The sequence below is a fragment of the Algoriphagus sp. NF genome (genome assembly GCF_028823735.1).
Lineage (GTDB): Bacteria > Bacteroidota > Bacteroidia > Cytophagales > Cyclobacteriaceae > Algoriphagus > Algoriphagus marincola.
This window is the reverse complement of the sequence record NZ_JAPEIB010000008.1, coordinates 26,772-42,200: the sequence shown is the minus strand read 5'-3', so window position 1 is coordinate 42,200 and position 15,429 is coordinate 26,772. Positions and strand designations below refer to the sequence as shown.

15 protein-coding genes are annotated in these 15,429 nt (G+C 43.8%); 11 read left to right on the top strand and 4 right to left on the bottom strand.

All coding sequences use genetic code 11. The annotated features are described in order from the left end of the window. Positions 1 to 134 precede the first annotated feature (134 nt). The 4 genes from OU792_RS05420 to OU792_RS05405 all read left to right on the top strand — a co-directional run bounded on the left by OU792_RS05420 (position 135) and on the right by OU792_RS05405 (position 3,123). Complete coding sequence (locus OU792_RS05420; RefSeq protein ID WP_134200201.1) at positions 135 to 695, top strand: fasciclin domain-containing protein; 561 nt, start codon at positions 135 to 137, stop codon at positions 693 to 695. A gap of 127 nt (positions 696 to 822) precedes the next feature. Continuing rightward, positions 823 to 1,623: a DUF4382 domain-containing protein gene (locus OU792_RS05415; RefSeq protein ID WP_134200199.1), complete on the top strand. Its 801-nt coding sequence runs from the start codon at positions 823 to 825 to the stop codon at positions 1,621 to 1,623. Further along, positions 1,623 to 2,648 carry a bifunctional diaminohydroxyphosphoribosylaminopyrimidine deaminase/5-amino-6-(5-phosphoribosylamino)uracil reductase RibD gene (ribD, locus tag OU792_RS05410; protein WP_274669683.1) on the top strand — a complete coding sequence of 342 codons (1,026 nt, stop codon included), beginning with the start codon at positions 1,623 to 1,625 and terminating at the stop codon, positions 2,646 to 2,648. The genes OU792_RS05415 and ribD overlap by 1 nt, the downstream gene beginning before the upstream one ends. Then, a complete protein-coding gene (locus tag OU792_RS05405) occupies positions 2,641 to 3,123 on the top strand; it encodes a GAF domain-containing protein (RefSeq protein ID WP_274669682.1) in 483 nt (160 codons plus the stop codon). Before ribD ends, OU792_RS05405 begins: the two co-directional genes overlap by 8 nt. A 174-nt stretch (positions 3,124 to 3,297) precedes the next feature. Here the strand turns inward: OU792_RS05405 and OU792_RS05400 are convergent, their stop codons facing one another. Both OU792_RS05400 and OU792_RS05395 read right to left on the bottom strand, forming a co-directional pair. After that, positions 3,298 to 3,906: a thiamine pyrophosphokinase gene (locus OU792_RS05400; RefSeq protein ID WP_274669681.1), complete on the bottom strand. Its 609-nt coding sequence runs from the start codon at positions 3,904 to 3,906 to the stop codon at positions 3,298 to 3,300. After that, positions 3,906 to 4,880, bottom strand: a complete 975-nt coding sequence (locus OU792_RS05395) for a dipeptidase (RefSeq protein ID WP_134200195.1) — start codon at positions 4,878 to 4,880, stop codon at positions 3,906 to 3,908. The genes OU792_RS05400 and OU792_RS05395 overlap by 1 nt, the downstream gene beginning before the upstream one ends. A 100-nt stretch (positions 4,881 to 4,980) precedes the next feature. Between OU792_RS05395 and OU792_RS05390 the strand changes: the two genes are divergently transcribed. Genes OU792_RS05390 through OU792_RS05375 form a run of 4 tightly spaced genes read left to right on the top strand, consistent with a single transcriptional unit; the run spans position 4,981 to position 8,813 of the window. Continuing rightward, positions 4,981 to 5,493 (top strand): 3-hydroxyanthranilate 3,4-dioxygenase, encoded by a 513-nt coding sequence (locus tag OU792_RS05390; RefSeq protein WP_134200193.1) that lies wholly within the window; start codon positions 4,981 to 4,983, stop codon positions 5,491 to 5,493. A 44-nt stretch (positions 5,494 to 5,537) separates the two neighbouring features. Then, on the top strand, positions 5,538 to 6,824 hold the full coding sequence (kynU, locus tag OU792_RS05385; RefSeq protein WP_026946230.1) for a kynureninase: 1,287 nt from the start codon (positions 5,538 to 5,540) through the stop codon (positions 6,822 to 6,824). Positions 6,825 to 6,848: 24 nt separating this feature from the next. After that, positions 6,849 to 8,201 carry an FAD-dependent oxidoreductase gene (locus OU792_RS05380; protein ID WP_274669680.1) on the top strand — a complete coding sequence of 451 codons (1,353 nt, stop codon included), beginning with the start codon at positions 6,849 to 6,851 and terminating at the stop codon, positions 8,199 to 8,201. A gap of 3 nt (positions 8,202 to 8,204) precedes the next feature. Next, a complete protein-coding gene (locus OU792_RS05375; RefSeq protein WP_134200189.1) occupies positions 8,205 to 8,813 on the top strand; it encodes a nitroreductase family protein in 609 nt (202 codons plus the stop codon). A 36-nt stretch (positions 8,814 to 8,849) separates the two neighbouring features. On the opposite strand, the gene OU792_RS05370 is transcribed toward OU792_RS05375, so the two are convergent. Then, on the bottom strand, positions 8,850 to 9,380 hold the full coding sequence (locus OU792_RS05370; protein WP_274669679.1) for a DinB family protein: 531 nt from the start codon (positions 9,378 to 9,380) through the stop codon (positions 8,850 to 8,852). A gap of 77 nt (positions 9,381 to 9,457) precedes the next feature. Between OU792_RS05370 and gldD the strand changes: the two genes are divergently transcribed. Further along, a complete protein-coding gene (gene gldD, locus OU792_RS05365; protein WP_222584346.1) occupies positions 9,458 to 10,030 on the top strand; it encodes a gliding motility lipoprotein GldD in 573 nt (190 codons plus the stop codon). On the opposite strand, the gene OU792_RS05360 is transcribed toward gldD, so the two are convergent. Then, positions 10,027 to 11,802, bottom strand: a complete 1,776-nt coding sequence (locus tag OU792_RS05360; RefSeq protein ID WP_274669678.1) for a sodium:solute symporter family protein — start codon at positions 11,800 to 11,802, stop codon at positions 10,027 to 10,029. The genes gldD and OU792_RS05360 overlap by 4 nt on opposite strands. 213 nt (positions 11,803 to 12,015) lie before the next feature. On the opposite strand from OU792_RS05360, the gene OU792_RS05355 reads away from it, so the two are divergent. Together OU792_RS05355 and recG are read left to right on the top strand one after the other, a co-directional pair. Next, the gene (locus OU792_RS05355; protein WP_274669677.1) at positions 12,016 to 13,095 is read left to right on the top strand and encodes a phosphotransferase enzyme family protein; all 1,080 of its coding nucleotides are present in this window, start codon (positions 12,016 to 12,018) and stop codon (positions 13,093 to 13,095) included. Between the two features lie 73 nt (positions 13,096 to 13,168). Then, positions 13,169 to 15,259, top strand: a complete 2,091-nt coding sequence (gene recG / locus OU792_RS05350; protein ID WP_274669676.1) for an ATP-dependent DNA helicase RecG — start codon at positions 13,169 to 13,171, stop codon at positions 15,257 to 15,259. The last annotated feature ends 170 nt before the right edge of the window (positions 15,260 to 15,429 follow it).

Below are 15,429 nucleotides of genomic sequence, written 5' to 3'. Positions count from 1 at the left end.
TCAAGGTAATTCATTTTTAACATCTTCCGAAGAGCGGGAATATTCTTGGACTTATTTCAAAAAAATCTCCTCATCATCGATCCAAATGATTTACAGGCCTCGTAATTCCTTCCAAATCAAAAAACACATCAATTATGAAAAATTTCTTAAAAACAGCGCTTTTAGCATTTGTTTTCCTCAGTGCAAACCTTGCTTTTGCCCAAATGGAAAAAACCGTCGAGGTAGGTGGAGCCCCTATGTACCCTTCTAAAAACATCGTGGAGAATGCGGTAAATTCTGCCGATCACACCACTTTGGTTGCTGCAGTCAAAGCAGCCGGTTTGGTCGAGACCTTGCAAGGGAAAGGTCCATTCACAGTTTTTGCTCCTGAAAATTCTGCTTTCGCCAAATTACCGGACGGTACGGTGGAAACACTTTTGAAGCCTGAAAACAAAGGACAATTAACTGCTGTCTTGACCTACCATGTAGTAGCTGGAAAGATGGGATCAAAAGATATCGCCACGGCAATCAAAAAAGGAAATGGAAAAGCAGTCTTGACTACTGTACAAGGTGGAAAATTGACAGCTTGGATGAAAGGAAAAGACTTGTACATCACTGACGAAAATGGTGGACAGTCCAAAGTAACCATCGCCGACGTGTGGCAGTCAAATGGAGTAATCCACTCGGTTGACAGTGTAGTTTTACCAAAAATGTAATAGGTTGTAGTTGATTTGGTTGTAAAGTCCGATTGGGATGTTCTCAGTCGGACTTTTTTATTTGATTGAATCATAAGTTCTTTTTGGGCACTTGCCGTGAAGCGAAGATTTGAACTAACTTTGTCCTGTGCGAAATCTACTGCGTTCGATTATCGGCATTCTAGCCATCACATTTTCTTATTCCTGCTCAGACCTTTCGGATGAGCCAAGAGCATTGCTCAATTTGGTCTTAGTAGATGCGCCTCCTGCCTACGATTCTGTTTTTATAGAAATTTTGGGGGTGGATGTCCGCATGAATGTGGAAGGAAGGGATACTGAGGAGCAATCATTTTTTATTCCCTATGAATTGGGAGATAAGCGGGTTCGTGTCTCAGACCTAGTTGGCGGCGAAGTCTTATTGCTTGGCCGAGGCACCTTACCTCCGGGAAGAATTATCGAGCTAGAAATGCGATTGGGAACGGAGCATTCGTTATGGGAAAATGAAAACGTGTATCCAATTGCACTTCCTACAGACGAAGAGGCTCTTGTCAATATTCCTGTCTCATTGGATCTGGATGGAGGGCTTTCTTATGATGTGATTTTGGATTTTGATCTGGAAAAATCTATTCAGACTACTCGGACAGAGCCATTTGCCTTTGAACTTACACCAACTGTAACAGCCATTTTGCCCGGGACATTCGGGGAAATTAGGGGAAGTGTTTCTCCAACTACCCTTCGGCCATCGATTACAGCTATTCTAAATGGAGATAGCATCAGCACCCACACCAATACCGCAGGTGCTTTCCTATTTCGACTTCAGCCCGGCATTTACGATCTCTATTTGGATCCTAAAGATGAAGCCTTTCTGGCGGATACCATCCGGGGTGTTGAAGTAAGACTTCGTGAAACACTGACTTTGGATCGAATAAACTTTCGCTCGAATCCCTAATGGAAAATCCGATCAACTACATGAGAAGGGCCTTGGAACTCGCCGAATTAGGACTTGGCTCAGTCAGTCCCAATCCACTCGTGGGGTGTGTGATCGTGCATCATGATCGGATTATCGGAGAAGGCTACCATCAAAAATATGGAGGCCCTCACGCAGAGGTCAATGCCATCCATTCTGTCAAAAATCAAGACTTACTTCCCGAAGCAACCGTCTATGTGACCTTGGAGCCTTGTGCCCATTACGGTAAAACGCCTCCCTGTGCCAATCTGCTGGTAGAGAAGCGAGTAAAAAAAGTCGTGATTGCCGCCATGGATTCTAATCCCTTGGTCGGCGGCAAAGGAATTGAAATCCTAAAAAACGCCGGAATCGAAGTCGAAACAGGCCTTTTGGAAACAGAAGCCCGATGGCAAAATCGACGGTTTTTTACCCAAATCGAAAAAAATCGTCCCTACGTAATCTTGAAATGGGCACAAACCGCTGACGGTTTTGTTGCCAGAAAGGATTTCTCTTCCAAATGGATCTCCAATCCCCTCAGCCGCCAATTTGTTCATAAATGGCGTGCCGAAGAAGACGCTATTTTGGTAGGGAAAAATACAGCCTACTATGACAACCCCAGCTTAAATGTTCGTGACTGGAGCGGAAAAGATCCTATCCGCCTTGTAATTGACCCCCAACTGCACCTAGATCGTCAATTGAAAATTTTTGATCAAAGTATTCCGACCATCTGCTATAACCTGCTTAAAAATGAGGAGCACCAAAACCTCGAGTTTGTAAAGCTTGAACCAAATTTTCACCCCAAAGAAATTTTGGCTGACCTACAAAAAAGAAAAATCCAGAGTGTGATCCTAGAAGGTGGGGCTTTCGTTTTAAAAAATTTCCTGGATGCCGAACTTTGGGACGAGGCTCGAGTGTTTACAGGATCATCGAAATTTGGAAATGGAATAGCGGCACCAATTATGCAACAGCCTCCTTCAGGTCAAATTTCGATTCAGGAAGACCTTTTGTCCTATTATTTCCATGTCTGAAAATCTATTTATTCCTACTGAAGCCAGCAAGGCAGAAAAATACGAAGCCATTCTTCCACAGATCGAAGCGCTGATTACGGGAGAGCCTGATCTCTATGCCAACTTGGCCAATATCTCTGCAGTACTCAAGCAGGGCTTCGGCTTCTTTTGGGTAGGTTTTTATCTCGTGAAAGAGGAGCAGCTTGTATTGGGACCATTCCAAGGACCTATCGCATGTACCAGAATTGCTTTTGGAAAAGGAGTTTGTGGAACTGCCTGGAAAGAAGGAAAAACGCAATTAGTTCCTGATGTGGATGCTTTTCCAGGACATATTGCCTGTAGCTCAGCTAGTCGTTCGGAGATCGTGGTTCCTGTTCTGAAAAACGGAGAAGTTATGATGGTCTTAGACGTAGACAGCGATCAGCTGAATGATTTTGATGAAGTGGATCAAGCCTATTTGGAAGAGCTATGTAAGAAGCTTTCCGAAACTCTTTAACCCGGATTATGCATTAGAATCTGTAGTGAGAGCTCAAACCGCAATAAAATCAAGCATTTAGCGAATGAGGCATAGCACGGCTAAGGTGATTGAGCTAAATGCAGCAAAGCGATTGATTTTGAAGCAGTTTGAGCTCGTAATAAGAAATCTAATGCATATTTCGGGTTTAATTGATCAGACTTCCTCTCCAATCCAAATTAAAGTTGCGGCTGAGAATTCAGTAAATCCCTCAGGCAATTCTATTTGAGTGACAAATTCCAAGGGCAAAATCATATCCATTTCAGAGTTTCTGATTTGAACAGGAAGGCCATTGGGACCAAAGATTTCCACCGTAGTCGCTGGAAACCACTTTTTGAAACTTCTTCCCTGTACGGGATAGTACTTTCTTCCCTCATCAAATAGGGTCAAATCCATTTTGTCCAGGAATTCATCCAACTGCTTGGAATCCTGTCTGGAAAAACCGATCAAATGAGCCGCTTTGTGATCCGAAGCAAGCAAATAGTACAATGCTTCCTTCAAATGTTCACCCGATTGACTTACCAAAAACCGAAGCGGGTACTGCTCCTCCATTAGCTGAGTGTTTTTATTTCGAAAGCGTTCTGAACTGATAATGACATCGATTTTGATGCCCCAGGACAGCACTTGGTCTACAGCTTCCTCAGCTACCAAGACGGTAGGTACCCATTCAAGAAGTCCGGAAAGCCGTTCCCAAGAAAAGTCCTGAAGGTCCAAAATTACTAAGGCGGGTTCCTGTTGCTCTTTGACGAAATGATGTGAAGACATTAGCTGAAGAGGTTTTGATAGAAGTGAAGAACATTTTTGTAGGCGAGTTTTTCCAATTGCTCGGCAGGGAGATTTTCAGCCAAGGCCTCCAAAATCTCAGGGTACTTGGAAGCGTTTTCAGCAAGAGGAAAGTAGAAAGGATGTCGACTTTTATCCGGAAAATCCTGAGTATAAAAGTAGTCTGCTCCAAAACTCTGTGCATTTTCCCCTCCAATCTCAAAACCATGCAAAATATGCTCAAAAAGCCGCTCTGGGACGTCATTATCTAAGAATGCCCGTAGAAAATTAACCCCAATGATCCCTTTTCGCCGAATAATTTCCTGGGCAAATTCATCACTCAGATTACGTACATGATCCCAAATGGCTCGATAGTTTGAATGGCTAGCAATGATAGGGGACTGAGGCTGATGCTGATCGATATGATTTAAAATCCCCTCTGCCAGGAGGTCAGAACTATGAGAAAGATCGATGGGAATATTTCTTTCGATCAAAAGGTCAAGCAATCTTCTCCCGTCATCTTTTAGGCCGATTCCCTCCGTGTAATTTCCTCCACCAAATCGATTTTCGGTATGATGAGTCAAACTCACATATGCCAAACGCCCAACTTTGGATAGAATCTGATCGAGTTGTCGCTCTATGGCTTCCCATGATGAATTTTCCTCCCCCAAGCCTGCTGCATTCTCAATGGATGCAAGGGCTGCAATTGGACCGGAAGATTTCCAACTTTGCGCTTGAAATGCGGAAAAAGCTCCTTCATCAATTAGCGATTGGAATATTTCTGCTTGCTTGAGTGCCAAATCCATGGAACCTGGGCGCACATCCGTATAAATCGCTAAAACCTGAAGCTTTACGTTGCCTTTGCGCAGCCAAGGTAAAGCACAGGCAATATCAATTTCATTGGAGGGACTTGCTCCGGGAATCTTCGCCAAGTAGGATAGCAAATCACAATGAAGGTCAAAAATCGGTAGATGCATGGAATTGGGGTTTGAAACAAAGTAAATCAAAAAAATGCGTGTTTTTTAATACTTTTAGCCCCTTGATGAGTTAGAGTTTCACTGACCTTAAAACAAAACTATGGCACTCTCTTCCCCCTTTAATTTCAAAAAATGGATTGACGAAAACCGACACTTGCTTAAGCCTCCTGTGGGAAATCAGCAGGTTTACAAGGGAAATGATGACTTTATTGTCATGGTCGTCGGTGGTCCCAATGCCAGAAAAGACTATCACTACGAGGAAGGGGAGGAATTCTTCTACCAATTGGAAGGTGACATTGTGCTGAAAGTCATCGAAGATGGCAAGCCTAAGGATATTTCTATCAAGGAAGGGGAAATATTTCTGCTTCCTCCGAGAGTCCCACACTCACCACAGCGACCTGCCAATACGGTCGGACTAGTCATAGAACGATATCGCAGACCAGGTGAAAAGGACGGGTTTCTATGGTTTTGCGAAAACTGCAATCACAAACTTCACGAAGAATATGTCGAGCTTACCGACATTGTCAATCAACTACCCCCAATCATGGAGCGCTTTTGGAGTAGTGATGAATTAAGGACTTGCAAAAAATGCGGTACTTACATGGAGAAGTAAACCTTTTCCTTTCAAAAACTCTCTAAACCTATCTTCTTCCTCAAATGAAAACACTTTCCTATTCATATACTGAAGCTTTTGCTCAAGAAATGGATCAAAATGATCCACTTCGAAAATTCAGAGGGCACTTTTTCTTTCCGAAAGTCAATGGTCAGGAGGCACTTTATTTCTGTGGTAATTCGTTAGGTCTTCAGCCAAAATCTGTTAAAGATTACCTGAATAAGGAATTGAATAATTGGGCTGAAATGGCAGTAGACGGGCATTTTCACGGAGAAGATGCCTGGTATCACATTCGTAAAAAGTCCAAACCTGCATTGGCTGAAATACTCGGAGCACAGGAGCATGAGGTGGTGGCGATGAATAATCTCACGGTCAACCTCCACTTGCTAATGGTGACTTTTTATCAGCCCACAAAAGAGCGATACAAGATTCTGATTGAGGCCGGAGCATTTCCCTCCGATCAATACATGCTGGAAAGTCAAGTCAAATGGCATGGATTAGACCCGGACACTACTATCATCGAAATTAAACCCAGAGAAGGGGAGCATACGCTGAGGACGGAAGATATTGTGGCGGAGATTAAGCGGCACGGAAAAGAGCTGGCCTTGGTCAACATGGCGGGCCTTCAATATTACTCCGGACAGCTTTTTGATATGAAAGCCATCACCAAAGCAGCTCACGAGGTAGGGGCACTGGCAGGTTTTGACCTAGCGCATGCTGTTGGCAATGCTCCGCTATCCCTTCATGATTGGGAGGTGGATTTCGCTACTTGGTGCAGTTACAAATACCTCAATTCCGGTCCTGGAAATGTCTCAGGCATCTATATCCATGAAAAATATGCCGAGCGACCTGACCTCCCTCGATTTGCAGGATGGTGGGGCCATGATGAGGCACAGCGTTTTTTGATGGAGAAAGGCTTCATTCCCATGTTTGGGGCTGATGGCTGGCAACTGGCGAATTCCAATGTGTTGGCCTTGGCCGCTCATCAGGCTTCCTTGGATATTTTCCATGAGGCAGGAATCAAAAACCTGAGAAAAAAGAGTGAGCGTTTGACAGGATACTTAGAATTTTTGATCCGTGAAATCAGCGGAGAATCAGGGATTTTGGAAATTATAACCCCAGAAAACCCAAGTGAACGTGGCTGTCAGTTATCTTTGCTGATTCATCAAGGCGGGAAAGCCGTCTTCGACGAATGGTATCAGCATGGTGTAGTGGGAGACTGGCGCAACCCCAATGTCATTCGTCTTGCTCCTACTCCACTGTATAACAGCTTCATGGATGTGTTTCGATTCGCAAAGATTTTGGAACAATCCCTCAATAAATTCGCTTAAAAGAGCGAAGGAAATCTTTCCAAAATGAAAAAAGAAGAAATAACCATCTTGGGTGCCGGACTGATCGGAACCCTGATGAGTATATACCTCCGAAAGCAAGGTCTTCCAGTCAAAATCTATGACAAGAGACCTGATATGCGGAAAAGCAAGCGATACGAAGGCGGTCGCTCCATCAATATGGCCCTAAGCCATCGAGGATGGAAAAGCCTCGAAGAGGTAGGTCTCAAGGATCGGGTACTACCCCTTGCAATTCCTATGTATGGGCGAAGAATTCACGATGAACATGGTGGAACTTCCTTCATCCCGTATGGGAAAGAAGGTCAAGCCATCTATTCCATATCCCGTGGCAAATTCAATCAACTTTTGGTCGAGGAAGCTGAAAATCTAGGCGTAGAAATGCTTTTTGACCATAAGTGTGAAGAAGTGGACTTCAGAGATCAGACTATTCATTTTTCTGGACCTGAAGGAAATTTCAAAAAAGAAGCTCCTGTGATCATCGGGGCTGATGGCGCTTATTCCTCTCTGCGAATGTCTATGCAAAAGCAGATTCGATTCAATTATAGGCAGGAATACATTAGCCATGGCTACAAGGAACTGACTATACCAGCCTCTGCGGATGGAGAATTTGCCATGGATCCCAACGCGCTTCATATTTGGCCGCGGGGAAAGTTCATGCTAATTGCGCTCCCAAATCCTGACAAATCCTTTACCTGCACACTTTTTTTACCATTTGAAGGCACCAAGGTTTGCTTTGACAAAATAAACGATGCAGGAGATCTAAAATCCGTTTTCAGGGCCTTCTTCCCTGACGCATACGAATTGATGCCAGACTTGACGGAAGAATATTTTAAAAATCCCACTTCTGCGCTAATCAATGTCGAATGCTACCCTTGGGTACAAGGGCATAGTCTTTTGATAGGAGATGCTTCGCATGCCATGGTTCCTTTCTATGGGCAGGGAATGAATTGTGGCTTTGAAGATTGTCGTGTGTTAAATGGCTTGATCAATAAATACGGTCACAACTCTTGGGATTTGGTTTTTGAGAAATTCCAGAAAACCAGAAAGCCTGATACCGACGCCATCTGCCAATTGGCAATGGAAAACTTCGTTGAAATGCGGGACACTGTTGCAGACCCCAAATTTCTGATTCGGAAAAAGATCGAAACCAAGCTGAACGAACTTTATCCGAAGGATTGGGTACCACTTTATTCCATGGTGACTTTCTCGGATATGAGCTACTCTGAGGCTTATGCTCAGGGTCAATTACAAGATTCAATCATGCGCCAAGTGATGGCAGATCCATTAATTACTGAAAATTGGAACCGATTGGACTACGAAGAGATTATCAACAAAATGGAAACCGCAAAAGCAGTCTAACAAATGGAAAAACCAAATTTCAACGTAGAAGAAGTTAATAAAATCATTCGTGGACGTAGATCCATGTTTGTGGCGCAGTTTAAGGAAAATGATCCTGTAGATGATGCCATCATCGAAGAAATGCTCGAAAATGCCAATTGGGCGCCTACGCATAAGTTGACTCAGCCTTGGAGATTTATTGTTTACACAGGAGAAGGGCTGAAAACATTTGCTAATTACCAGGCAGAGCTCTACAAAAAGCGCGCTGAGAAAAATGGTACCCCGTTCATTGAGGCGACATATAATAAGTTTAAGGAAAATCCAACCAAAGCATCACACGTTATCGCCATCTTGATGAAGCGAACTGAGAGTTCTGGACTACCACTGATGGAAGAAATTGCTGCTACCGCGATGGCTGTTCAAAACATGTATCTTACTGCCTCAGCGCATGGACTAGCTGCCTATTGGGGCACCGGAGGACCGACTTTTTGGGAGGAAGCACGGGAAGATTTTGGATTAGAAGGTGAGGATATGCTGATGGGCTTTTTTTACGTCGCTAAGCCTGCTAGCGATCGCTGGCCCACTGGCAAAAGAGAACCCATTGCCGACAAGGTCGGATGGATTAGAGAATAAAAAATAACCGCTGAGTTTTTCAGCGGTTATATTTTTTTAAAACCCTACAAATGCCGGTGGCTGCGCGCCATTTGCCCGAAGATAGGCTATCGCAGAGCCCCTGTGATGGGTGCTGTGATCCATCAGGAGAGCCATTACCTGTCTTCTGCTGACATTATTTCCAAAGACTTCGATGACTTCCCCTGCTTTATCTGAAGGAAGAGCCTGAATCGTAGCTGCGCCATAATCATAGCACTTAGCAATGTAATCTGCCAAATCTGCTTTGCTGGCAGTTGCCAAATCAATAGAAAACCCAGGATCCTTTCCCATCAGAAATCCTTGTGAGATTCCAACAATCGCTGTTCCGATGTGATGAATTTGTTCCTTGAAGCTCATGGCCTCTGGGTCGGTTTTATAGTCCATCCCATCATCTGGCATCGCATTGAGCACATCAATGGTAAACTGCTTACTATTATTCCACTTAGACATGAATTCCTCCATGGTCGTTTGTGCCTGAAGAGAGGAGGAAAATCCTAAAATCAAAAAGGCAGCAATGGATAAAAACGGATACTTAAAATAATTTTTCATTTTCGTACTGGCTTGGTTAGATGTTAAAGTTCCATCATTCCCCGTGGAAATCAAACACAAAGGCCTAATTTTACCCCATGCGGAAACTGTTGTCTACCCTAATTTTCCCAATTTTACTAGTAGGTTGTGAAAATGCCTACCTACCAAAACCCAAAGGATATAACCGGATCGATCTTCCTGAGCATCTTTACCAGGAATTGAACGGTGAATATGCTTACACCTTTGATTATTCTGTTCACAGTAAAGTGGAGCCGGATTCTTTCAATCTTCAGGAAAAAAATTGGATCAATCTCAACTATGCGGATTTTGATGCCAAGGTACATTTGACCTACAAAAACATCGATGGAAAGGCTGATTTTCGATCCCTTTCGGAAGATGCTTTCAAGCTTACTGCCAAGCATCAAATCAAAGCCTATGGAATAGAAGAGTCCATCCTTCGCACGCCGAATGGATACACGGGGGTTGTTGCAGAACTCAAGGGAGAAGTACCTACTCAGTTTCAGTTTTTTGTCACTGACTCAACTGAGCACTTTCTCCGGGGAGCCCTTTATTTCCAAACAGCGATGAAAAATGATTCACTATCACCCTTAATCGAATACATCAAAATCGATCTGGCAAATTTGATGAATAGCGTGGAGTTTAAAGACTAGCGCAGCTTTTTCCAAGAGGCAATCACTACAGCACCACAGACCAGTGAAACGATTGTGGCGATAGTGCCATTCAGCGATTCTCCATAGATCCAAAACCCGGTTGCAAAGAGTGCTGCGTAAATCATAATTGAGCCGATCAGCATCAAGCCAATTTCCTTTGGAAGCTGACCCATTTCCTGCTTCTCTTCTGGATAGCAATCCAATACTTTTTTCCATCCAAAAGCTGCTGGATGTACTTTTCTGTAGAATTTCAAAAGAATTTCATCCTTTTCCGGCTGGGTCAAAAAAGTCACCAACAACCACCCCACTGTGGTAATCGAAACGGAGTATACCAACTTCAAATAAGCCTGATTCTCTGGAATGTCTATCAAGCCTAAATTGGGATTGATCACCTCAAAGAAAATGGCAACCACAAAGGAAATAGCCATGGCAGAGATCTCCGTGTAAGCATTGATTCTCCACCAAAACCACCGAAGAATAAAAATAAGGCCTGTACCCGCACCTATTTGAAGAAGGATATTGAAGGCTCCCAATGCGGAAGAAAGTGCAAGCGCTAAGAAGGCTGATAAAACCATCAAGCTGACAGTAGATATTCTACCTACCGCCACCAACTCCTTGTCAGAGGCCTCAGGTTTCACAAATCGAAGGTAGAAGTCATTTACGATGTAGGAAGATCCCCAATTCAAATGAGTAGATAAAGTGGACATCACCGCCGCAATCAGGGAAGCTAGTACAATTCCAATCAAACCTGTAGGTAAATAAGTCAGCATAGCCGGATAACCCAAGTCATCTCCAAGCTTGTCCACAGCTACATCCGGGAAAGCAGCCTGCATATCGGAGATATTTGGGAAAACGATCAATGAAGAAAGTGCAATAATAATCCAAGGCCAAGGGCGGAGTGCGTAATGTGCAATGTTGAAAAACAAGGTAGCACCGACTGCATTTTTTTCATCCTTCGCAGAGAGCATTCGCTGAGCGATATATCCCCCTCCACCTGGCTCGGCTCCAGGATACCAAGTCGCCCACCATTGGATGGCAATAGGAAGGATGAAAAGCGGGATATAGACATTGGGATCATCAAAATCAGGCACAAAATCCAATTTGTCCGAGACATTCGGATGGCTGAGTAGATTCTGTAGGCCTCCAACCTCAGGCAGGTCCAGAATGAAATAAGCCGCCCCAAAGGAGCCGATAATTGCTATGAAAAACTGGAAAAAGTCCGTCAACAAGACCCCTTTCAATCCACCTAAGGAGCTGTAGATTACTGTCACCACCGACGCCATCAAAAGTGTCTGCACAGGAGAAAGACCCAGCATGACTCCCCCGATTTTAATTGCTGCCAGGGAAACCGTAGCCATGATGACCACATTGAAGAAGACTCCTAGATAAATCGCCCGAAAAGCACGTAGAAAGGCAGCTCCCTTACCTGAGTACCGCAATTCGTAAAACTCCAGATCAGTCGTAACCTCAGAACGTCTCCAAAGCTTGGCATAGACGAAAACTGTCAACATACCGGTAAGCAAAAATGCCCACCAGGCCCAGTTACCACTAACACCGTTTTTACGAACGATGTCTGTGACCAAATTGGGCGTATCTGCAGAGAAAGTCGTCGCTACCATACTCACTCCCAAAAGCCACCAAGGCATATTTCTACCCGAAAGGAAGAATTCCTTGGCAGAAGAGCCTGCTTTTTTTGAAGTGAAAATTCCGATCAGAAGCGAGATTATGAAAAAGGCTGCGATGATGGCCCAATCAATAGCGGTGATATTCATAGGTTTCTGGGAAAATTTTTTCCAATAAACAAATTTTTACCCAAACAGCTTTAGACTTTTTTAATAAATTTTAAAAACTTATAATTTAAACATTGAATAAAGCTCCTTCGACCCCGCATTTCTACAAAACCCTTAGACTCTATCTTCAAAATATTTGAAATAGGTAAGAAAAAGTGGCTTTCTCCAGAAACTAAAATCTGCCTACTTTTGGCTATGAACTTAGAGAAACTAAGCCCGGTCTTGAGGCAATATGAATTTTTTGAAGTTCTAGATGCATGTCAAATAATGCCTCTGGGGGCAGGGCTTATTCATGAAACATTTTTGATAGAAAGTCCAAATGGCAAATACGTCCTTCAAGGCTTCAATCAGGAGGTTTTTCAATACCCAGATCGAATTGCCTTCAACCTTCAGCAGCTATTTAAAAATCAAATTGCGGATAAACTGCCCTTTGAATTACCGCTTCCACTCTTAAATAAAAGCGGAAAACAATTAAGTGCAGTCGATGGGAAGAATTGGCGAGTATTCCCTTTTGTACAAGGCAAGACATTGGAGCATATTTCCTCTAAGGATCAAGCACGAATTGCTGCAACCGCTTTTGCTGAGTTTTCTAAGGCAGGTGCAGAATTGAAGGTTGACATATTGAAAGAAACCATTCTCAATTTTCATCGTCTCGATCTACGCTTTGAACGTTTTTGTGCGATCGCTTCTGGAATTAAGCGAAAACTTGACTCCGAAGAGGAAAGCTTACTTAGGTTTTACCTAAATCAAAAACCGCTAATTGAATCCTATAAGGAAACCATTCAAAGGCTTACCCAACGACTTACCCACAATGATACCAAAATCAATAATCTCATTTTTTCGGAAAATCTGGAACAGGTAAAGGCTCTCATCGATTTGGATACCGTAATGGCTGGATACTTACTTTATGATTTTGGCGATCTGGTGCGGACTGTGGCCTGTACCCGAACGGAGATTAGTACAGATTGGGAAAATTTGCGTCTGGAGGAATCGGTTTTTGAAGCATTGATGGAGGGTTACTTGTCGGGGTTGGGAAATTTGGCTGAAAAGGAGGAAAAGGAATCGCTACTGCTGGGAGGAGAGGTGATGACTTGCATGATGGGGCTTCGCTTTTTCACAGATCACCTACAGGGAAATATCTACTATCGGGTCAACTATCCCGAGCAAAACCTTCATCGGGCAAAAAATCAATCCATTTTATTACGAGATCTTCAAGCGAAGCGGGAGCTTTTGAAAAAACTCTGGATTAAGGCTGCGAAACATTCCTCTCTTTAAGACAAATACTGACAAAACTTGCAATTAATTTCCATGCGGGGCTAAATTGCCTAGCCGCAAAAAATATTCATCATTGTCCCGTTTTTTTGATACCAAAATAGAGTTTCTCAAAGGAGTAGGCCCACAAAAGGCCGCTCTGCTCAATCAAGAGTTGGGCATTTTTACCTATGGGGATTTGGTGCAGCACTATCCTTTCCGCTACGAGGATAGAAGCAAGTTTTTTAAAATCCGCGACCTTCATCAGGACTTAGAAAATGTCCAGATTATCGCCAAAGTCATGCGAGTGGAACTCGTGGGAACAGGGAAAAGGCGGCTTGTAGCGCATGTAGCGGACGAAACCGGGGAGATGGAAATGACCTGGTTTAAGGGAATCCAATGGATTCAGAAAAAACTTCCACCCGGTACTATTTATATTTTCTTTGGAAAGCCTGCCCAGTTTGGTCGAAAATGGAGTATAGCCCATCCTGAAATGGAGCCTTTGAGCCAATCAGCTGAGAAGCGAAACAGTTTTCAGCCTGTCTATTCCACTACCGAGAAGTTGCGCGCTCGATTCTTGGATTCCCGTGGCATCTCCAAAATCATGGAGCAGTTGATCCAAGTTTGTCTACCGCACATTCAGGAAACGCTGCCACAGGACCTTCTCCAGCAATTCCAATTGATTGGTAAACAAGATGCGGTCCGGGAAATTCACTTTCCCACAGACCCTGCCCGACTGCAACGAGCGAGAAAAAGACTGAAGTTTGAGGAGTTCTTTTTCCTTCAGCTCCGCCTACTTAAAATGAAAGTGACCCGAACGGAAAAGTATCGTGGTCAGCTTTTGGAAAACACCGAATTACTGAAGGATTTCTACGAAAACCATATCCCTTTTGAACTCACCGGTGCACAGAAAAGAGTAATTCGCGAAGCTTATCAGGACATGAAGTCAGGCAAGCAAATGAATCGCTTGATTCAAGGCGATGTTGGGAGCGGTAAAACAATGGTAGCCTTTATCTGCATGCTGATTGCGATCAGCTCGGGCTCTCAGGCCTGTTTGATGGCTCCTACGGAGATTTTGGCCAATCAGCACTTCGAAGGGCTCAAAGAATATGCGGATATGATGGGAATCTCGATTGCCCTGCTCACTGGCTCAGTAAAAAAATCCGCTCGTAGAGGAATTCACGAAGGCTTGGAATCTGGAGAGCTCAAAATCCTAATCGGTACGCATGCGCTTTTGGAAGATGTGGTACAGTTTCAAAACCTAGGCTTGGCCATCGTCGATGAGCAGCATCGCTTTGGTGTAGCGCAGCGGGCCAAACTTTGGGCAAAGAATGAAAATTTCTACCCCCATGTGCTGGTCATGACGGCCACACCCATCCCCAGAACTTTGGCCATGACGCTTTACGGAGACTTGGACGTATCTGTCATCGATGAGTTGCCTGCAGGAAGAAAACCAATCCAAACAGTCCATCGATATGACAAGGACAGGCTGAAAGTCTTTGGTTTTATCAATCAAGAAGTCCAAAAAGGAAGGCAAGTTTATATCGTCTATCCCCTGATCGAGGAGTCGGATAAACTCAATCTTAAAAACCTGATGGATGGATATGAAAGTATTGCCCGAGCATTTCCTCAATATCCTTTGAGCATTGTCCACGGAGCGATGAAAGCTGATGCAAAAGAATATGAAATGCAGCGTTTTGTCAAAGGGGAAACCAAAATCATGGTCGCAACCACGGTCATCGAAGTTGGGGTGAATGTTCCCAATGCATCCGTCATGGTCATCGAAAATGCGGAACGATTTGGCCTATCGCAACTCCATCAGCTACGAGGTCGGGTAGGAAGGGGTGCAGAGCAAAGCTATTGCATCCTAATGAGCAAATATGAGTTGAGTAAGGACTCTAGGGTACGGTTAGAGACGATGGTGAGAACCAATGATGGTTTCGAAATAGCGGATGTTGACTTGAAACTACGCGGTCCCGGAGATCTGATGGGCACTCAACAAAGCGGGATCACGGATTTACTGATTGCTGACCTAAGTAAGGATGCGCCCATTTTGACTTTGGCCAGGGATGCAGCACAGCAGGTTTTGGCAAATGACCCCAATCTTTCCCAACCTGAAAATGCTCCTATCCTTAGACAGGTACGACAACAGAAAAAATCAGCGGTCAATTGGAGTAGAATTTCCTGAGAATTGAAAAATTTCAGAATTGGGAGATTGCTTCAATTGGCCTTTGTAGCTAGAAGTGTATTGTAGCATTGGCTTAGAGCAATTACTAATTCTTTTCTATGTGGCTATGTGGTCCCTCTTTTTTTTAATCACATAGAAACATAGTACGCTTAGCACAAGACCAATAATTC

What these genes read in the sequence shown, in the direction of transcription:
- OU792_RS05395 (WP_134200195.1), bottom strand. Translation starts at nt 4,880, where the DNA reads ATGCATCTACCGATTTTTGACCTTCATTGTGATTTGCTATCCTACTTG.
- kynU (WP_026946230.1), top strand. Translation starts at nt 5,538, where the DNA reads ATGAAAACACTTTCCTATTCATATACTGAAGCTTTTGCTCAAGAAATG.
- OU792_RS05400 (WP_274669681.1), bottom strand. Translation starts at nt 3,906, where the DNA reads ATGTCTTCACATCATTTCGTCAAAGAGCAACAGGAACCCGCCTTAGTA.
- gldD (WP_222584346.1), top strand. Translation starts at nt 9,458, where the DNA reads ATGCGGAAACTGTTGTCTACCCTAATTTTCCCAATTTTACTAGTAGGT.
- ribD (WP_274669683.1), top strand. Translation starts at nt 1,623, where the DNA reads ATGGAAAATCCGATCAACTACATGAGAAGGGCCTTGGAACTCGCCGAA.
- OU792_RS05355 (WP_274669677.1), top strand. Translation starts at nt 12,016, where the DNA reads ATGAACTTAGAGAAACTAAGCCCGGTCTTGAGGCAATATGAATTTTTT.
- OU792_RS05420 (WP_134200201.1), top strand. Translation starts at nt 135, where the DNA reads ATGAAAAATTTCTTAAAAACAGCGCTTTTAGCATTTGTTTTCCTCAGT.
- OU792_RS05405 (WP_274669682.1), top strand. Translation starts at nt 2,641, where the DNA reads ATGTCTGAAAATCTATTTATTCCTACTGAAGCCAGCAAGGCAGAAAAA.
- OU792_RS05390 (WP_134200193.1), top strand. Translation starts at nt 4,981, where the DNA reads ATGGCACTCTCTTCCCCCTTTAATTTCAAAAAATGGATTGACGAAAAC.
- OU792_RS05360 (WP_274669678.1), bottom strand. Translation starts at nt 11,802, where the DNA reads ATGAATATCACCGCTATTGATTGGGCCATCATCGCAGCCTTTTTCATA.
- OU792_RS05380 (WP_274669680.1), top strand. Translation starts at nt 6,849, where the DNA reads ATGAAAAAAGAAGAAATAACCATCTTGGGTGCCGGACTGATCGGAACC.
- OU792_RS05375 (WP_134200189.1), top strand. Translation starts at nt 8,205, where the DNA reads ATGGAAAAACCAAATTTCAACGTAGAAGAAGTTAATAAAATCATTCGT.
- OU792_RS05370 (WP_274669679.1), bottom strand. Translation starts at nt 9,380, where the DNA reads ATGAAAAATTATTTTAAGTATCCGTTTTTATCCATTGCTGCCTTTTTG.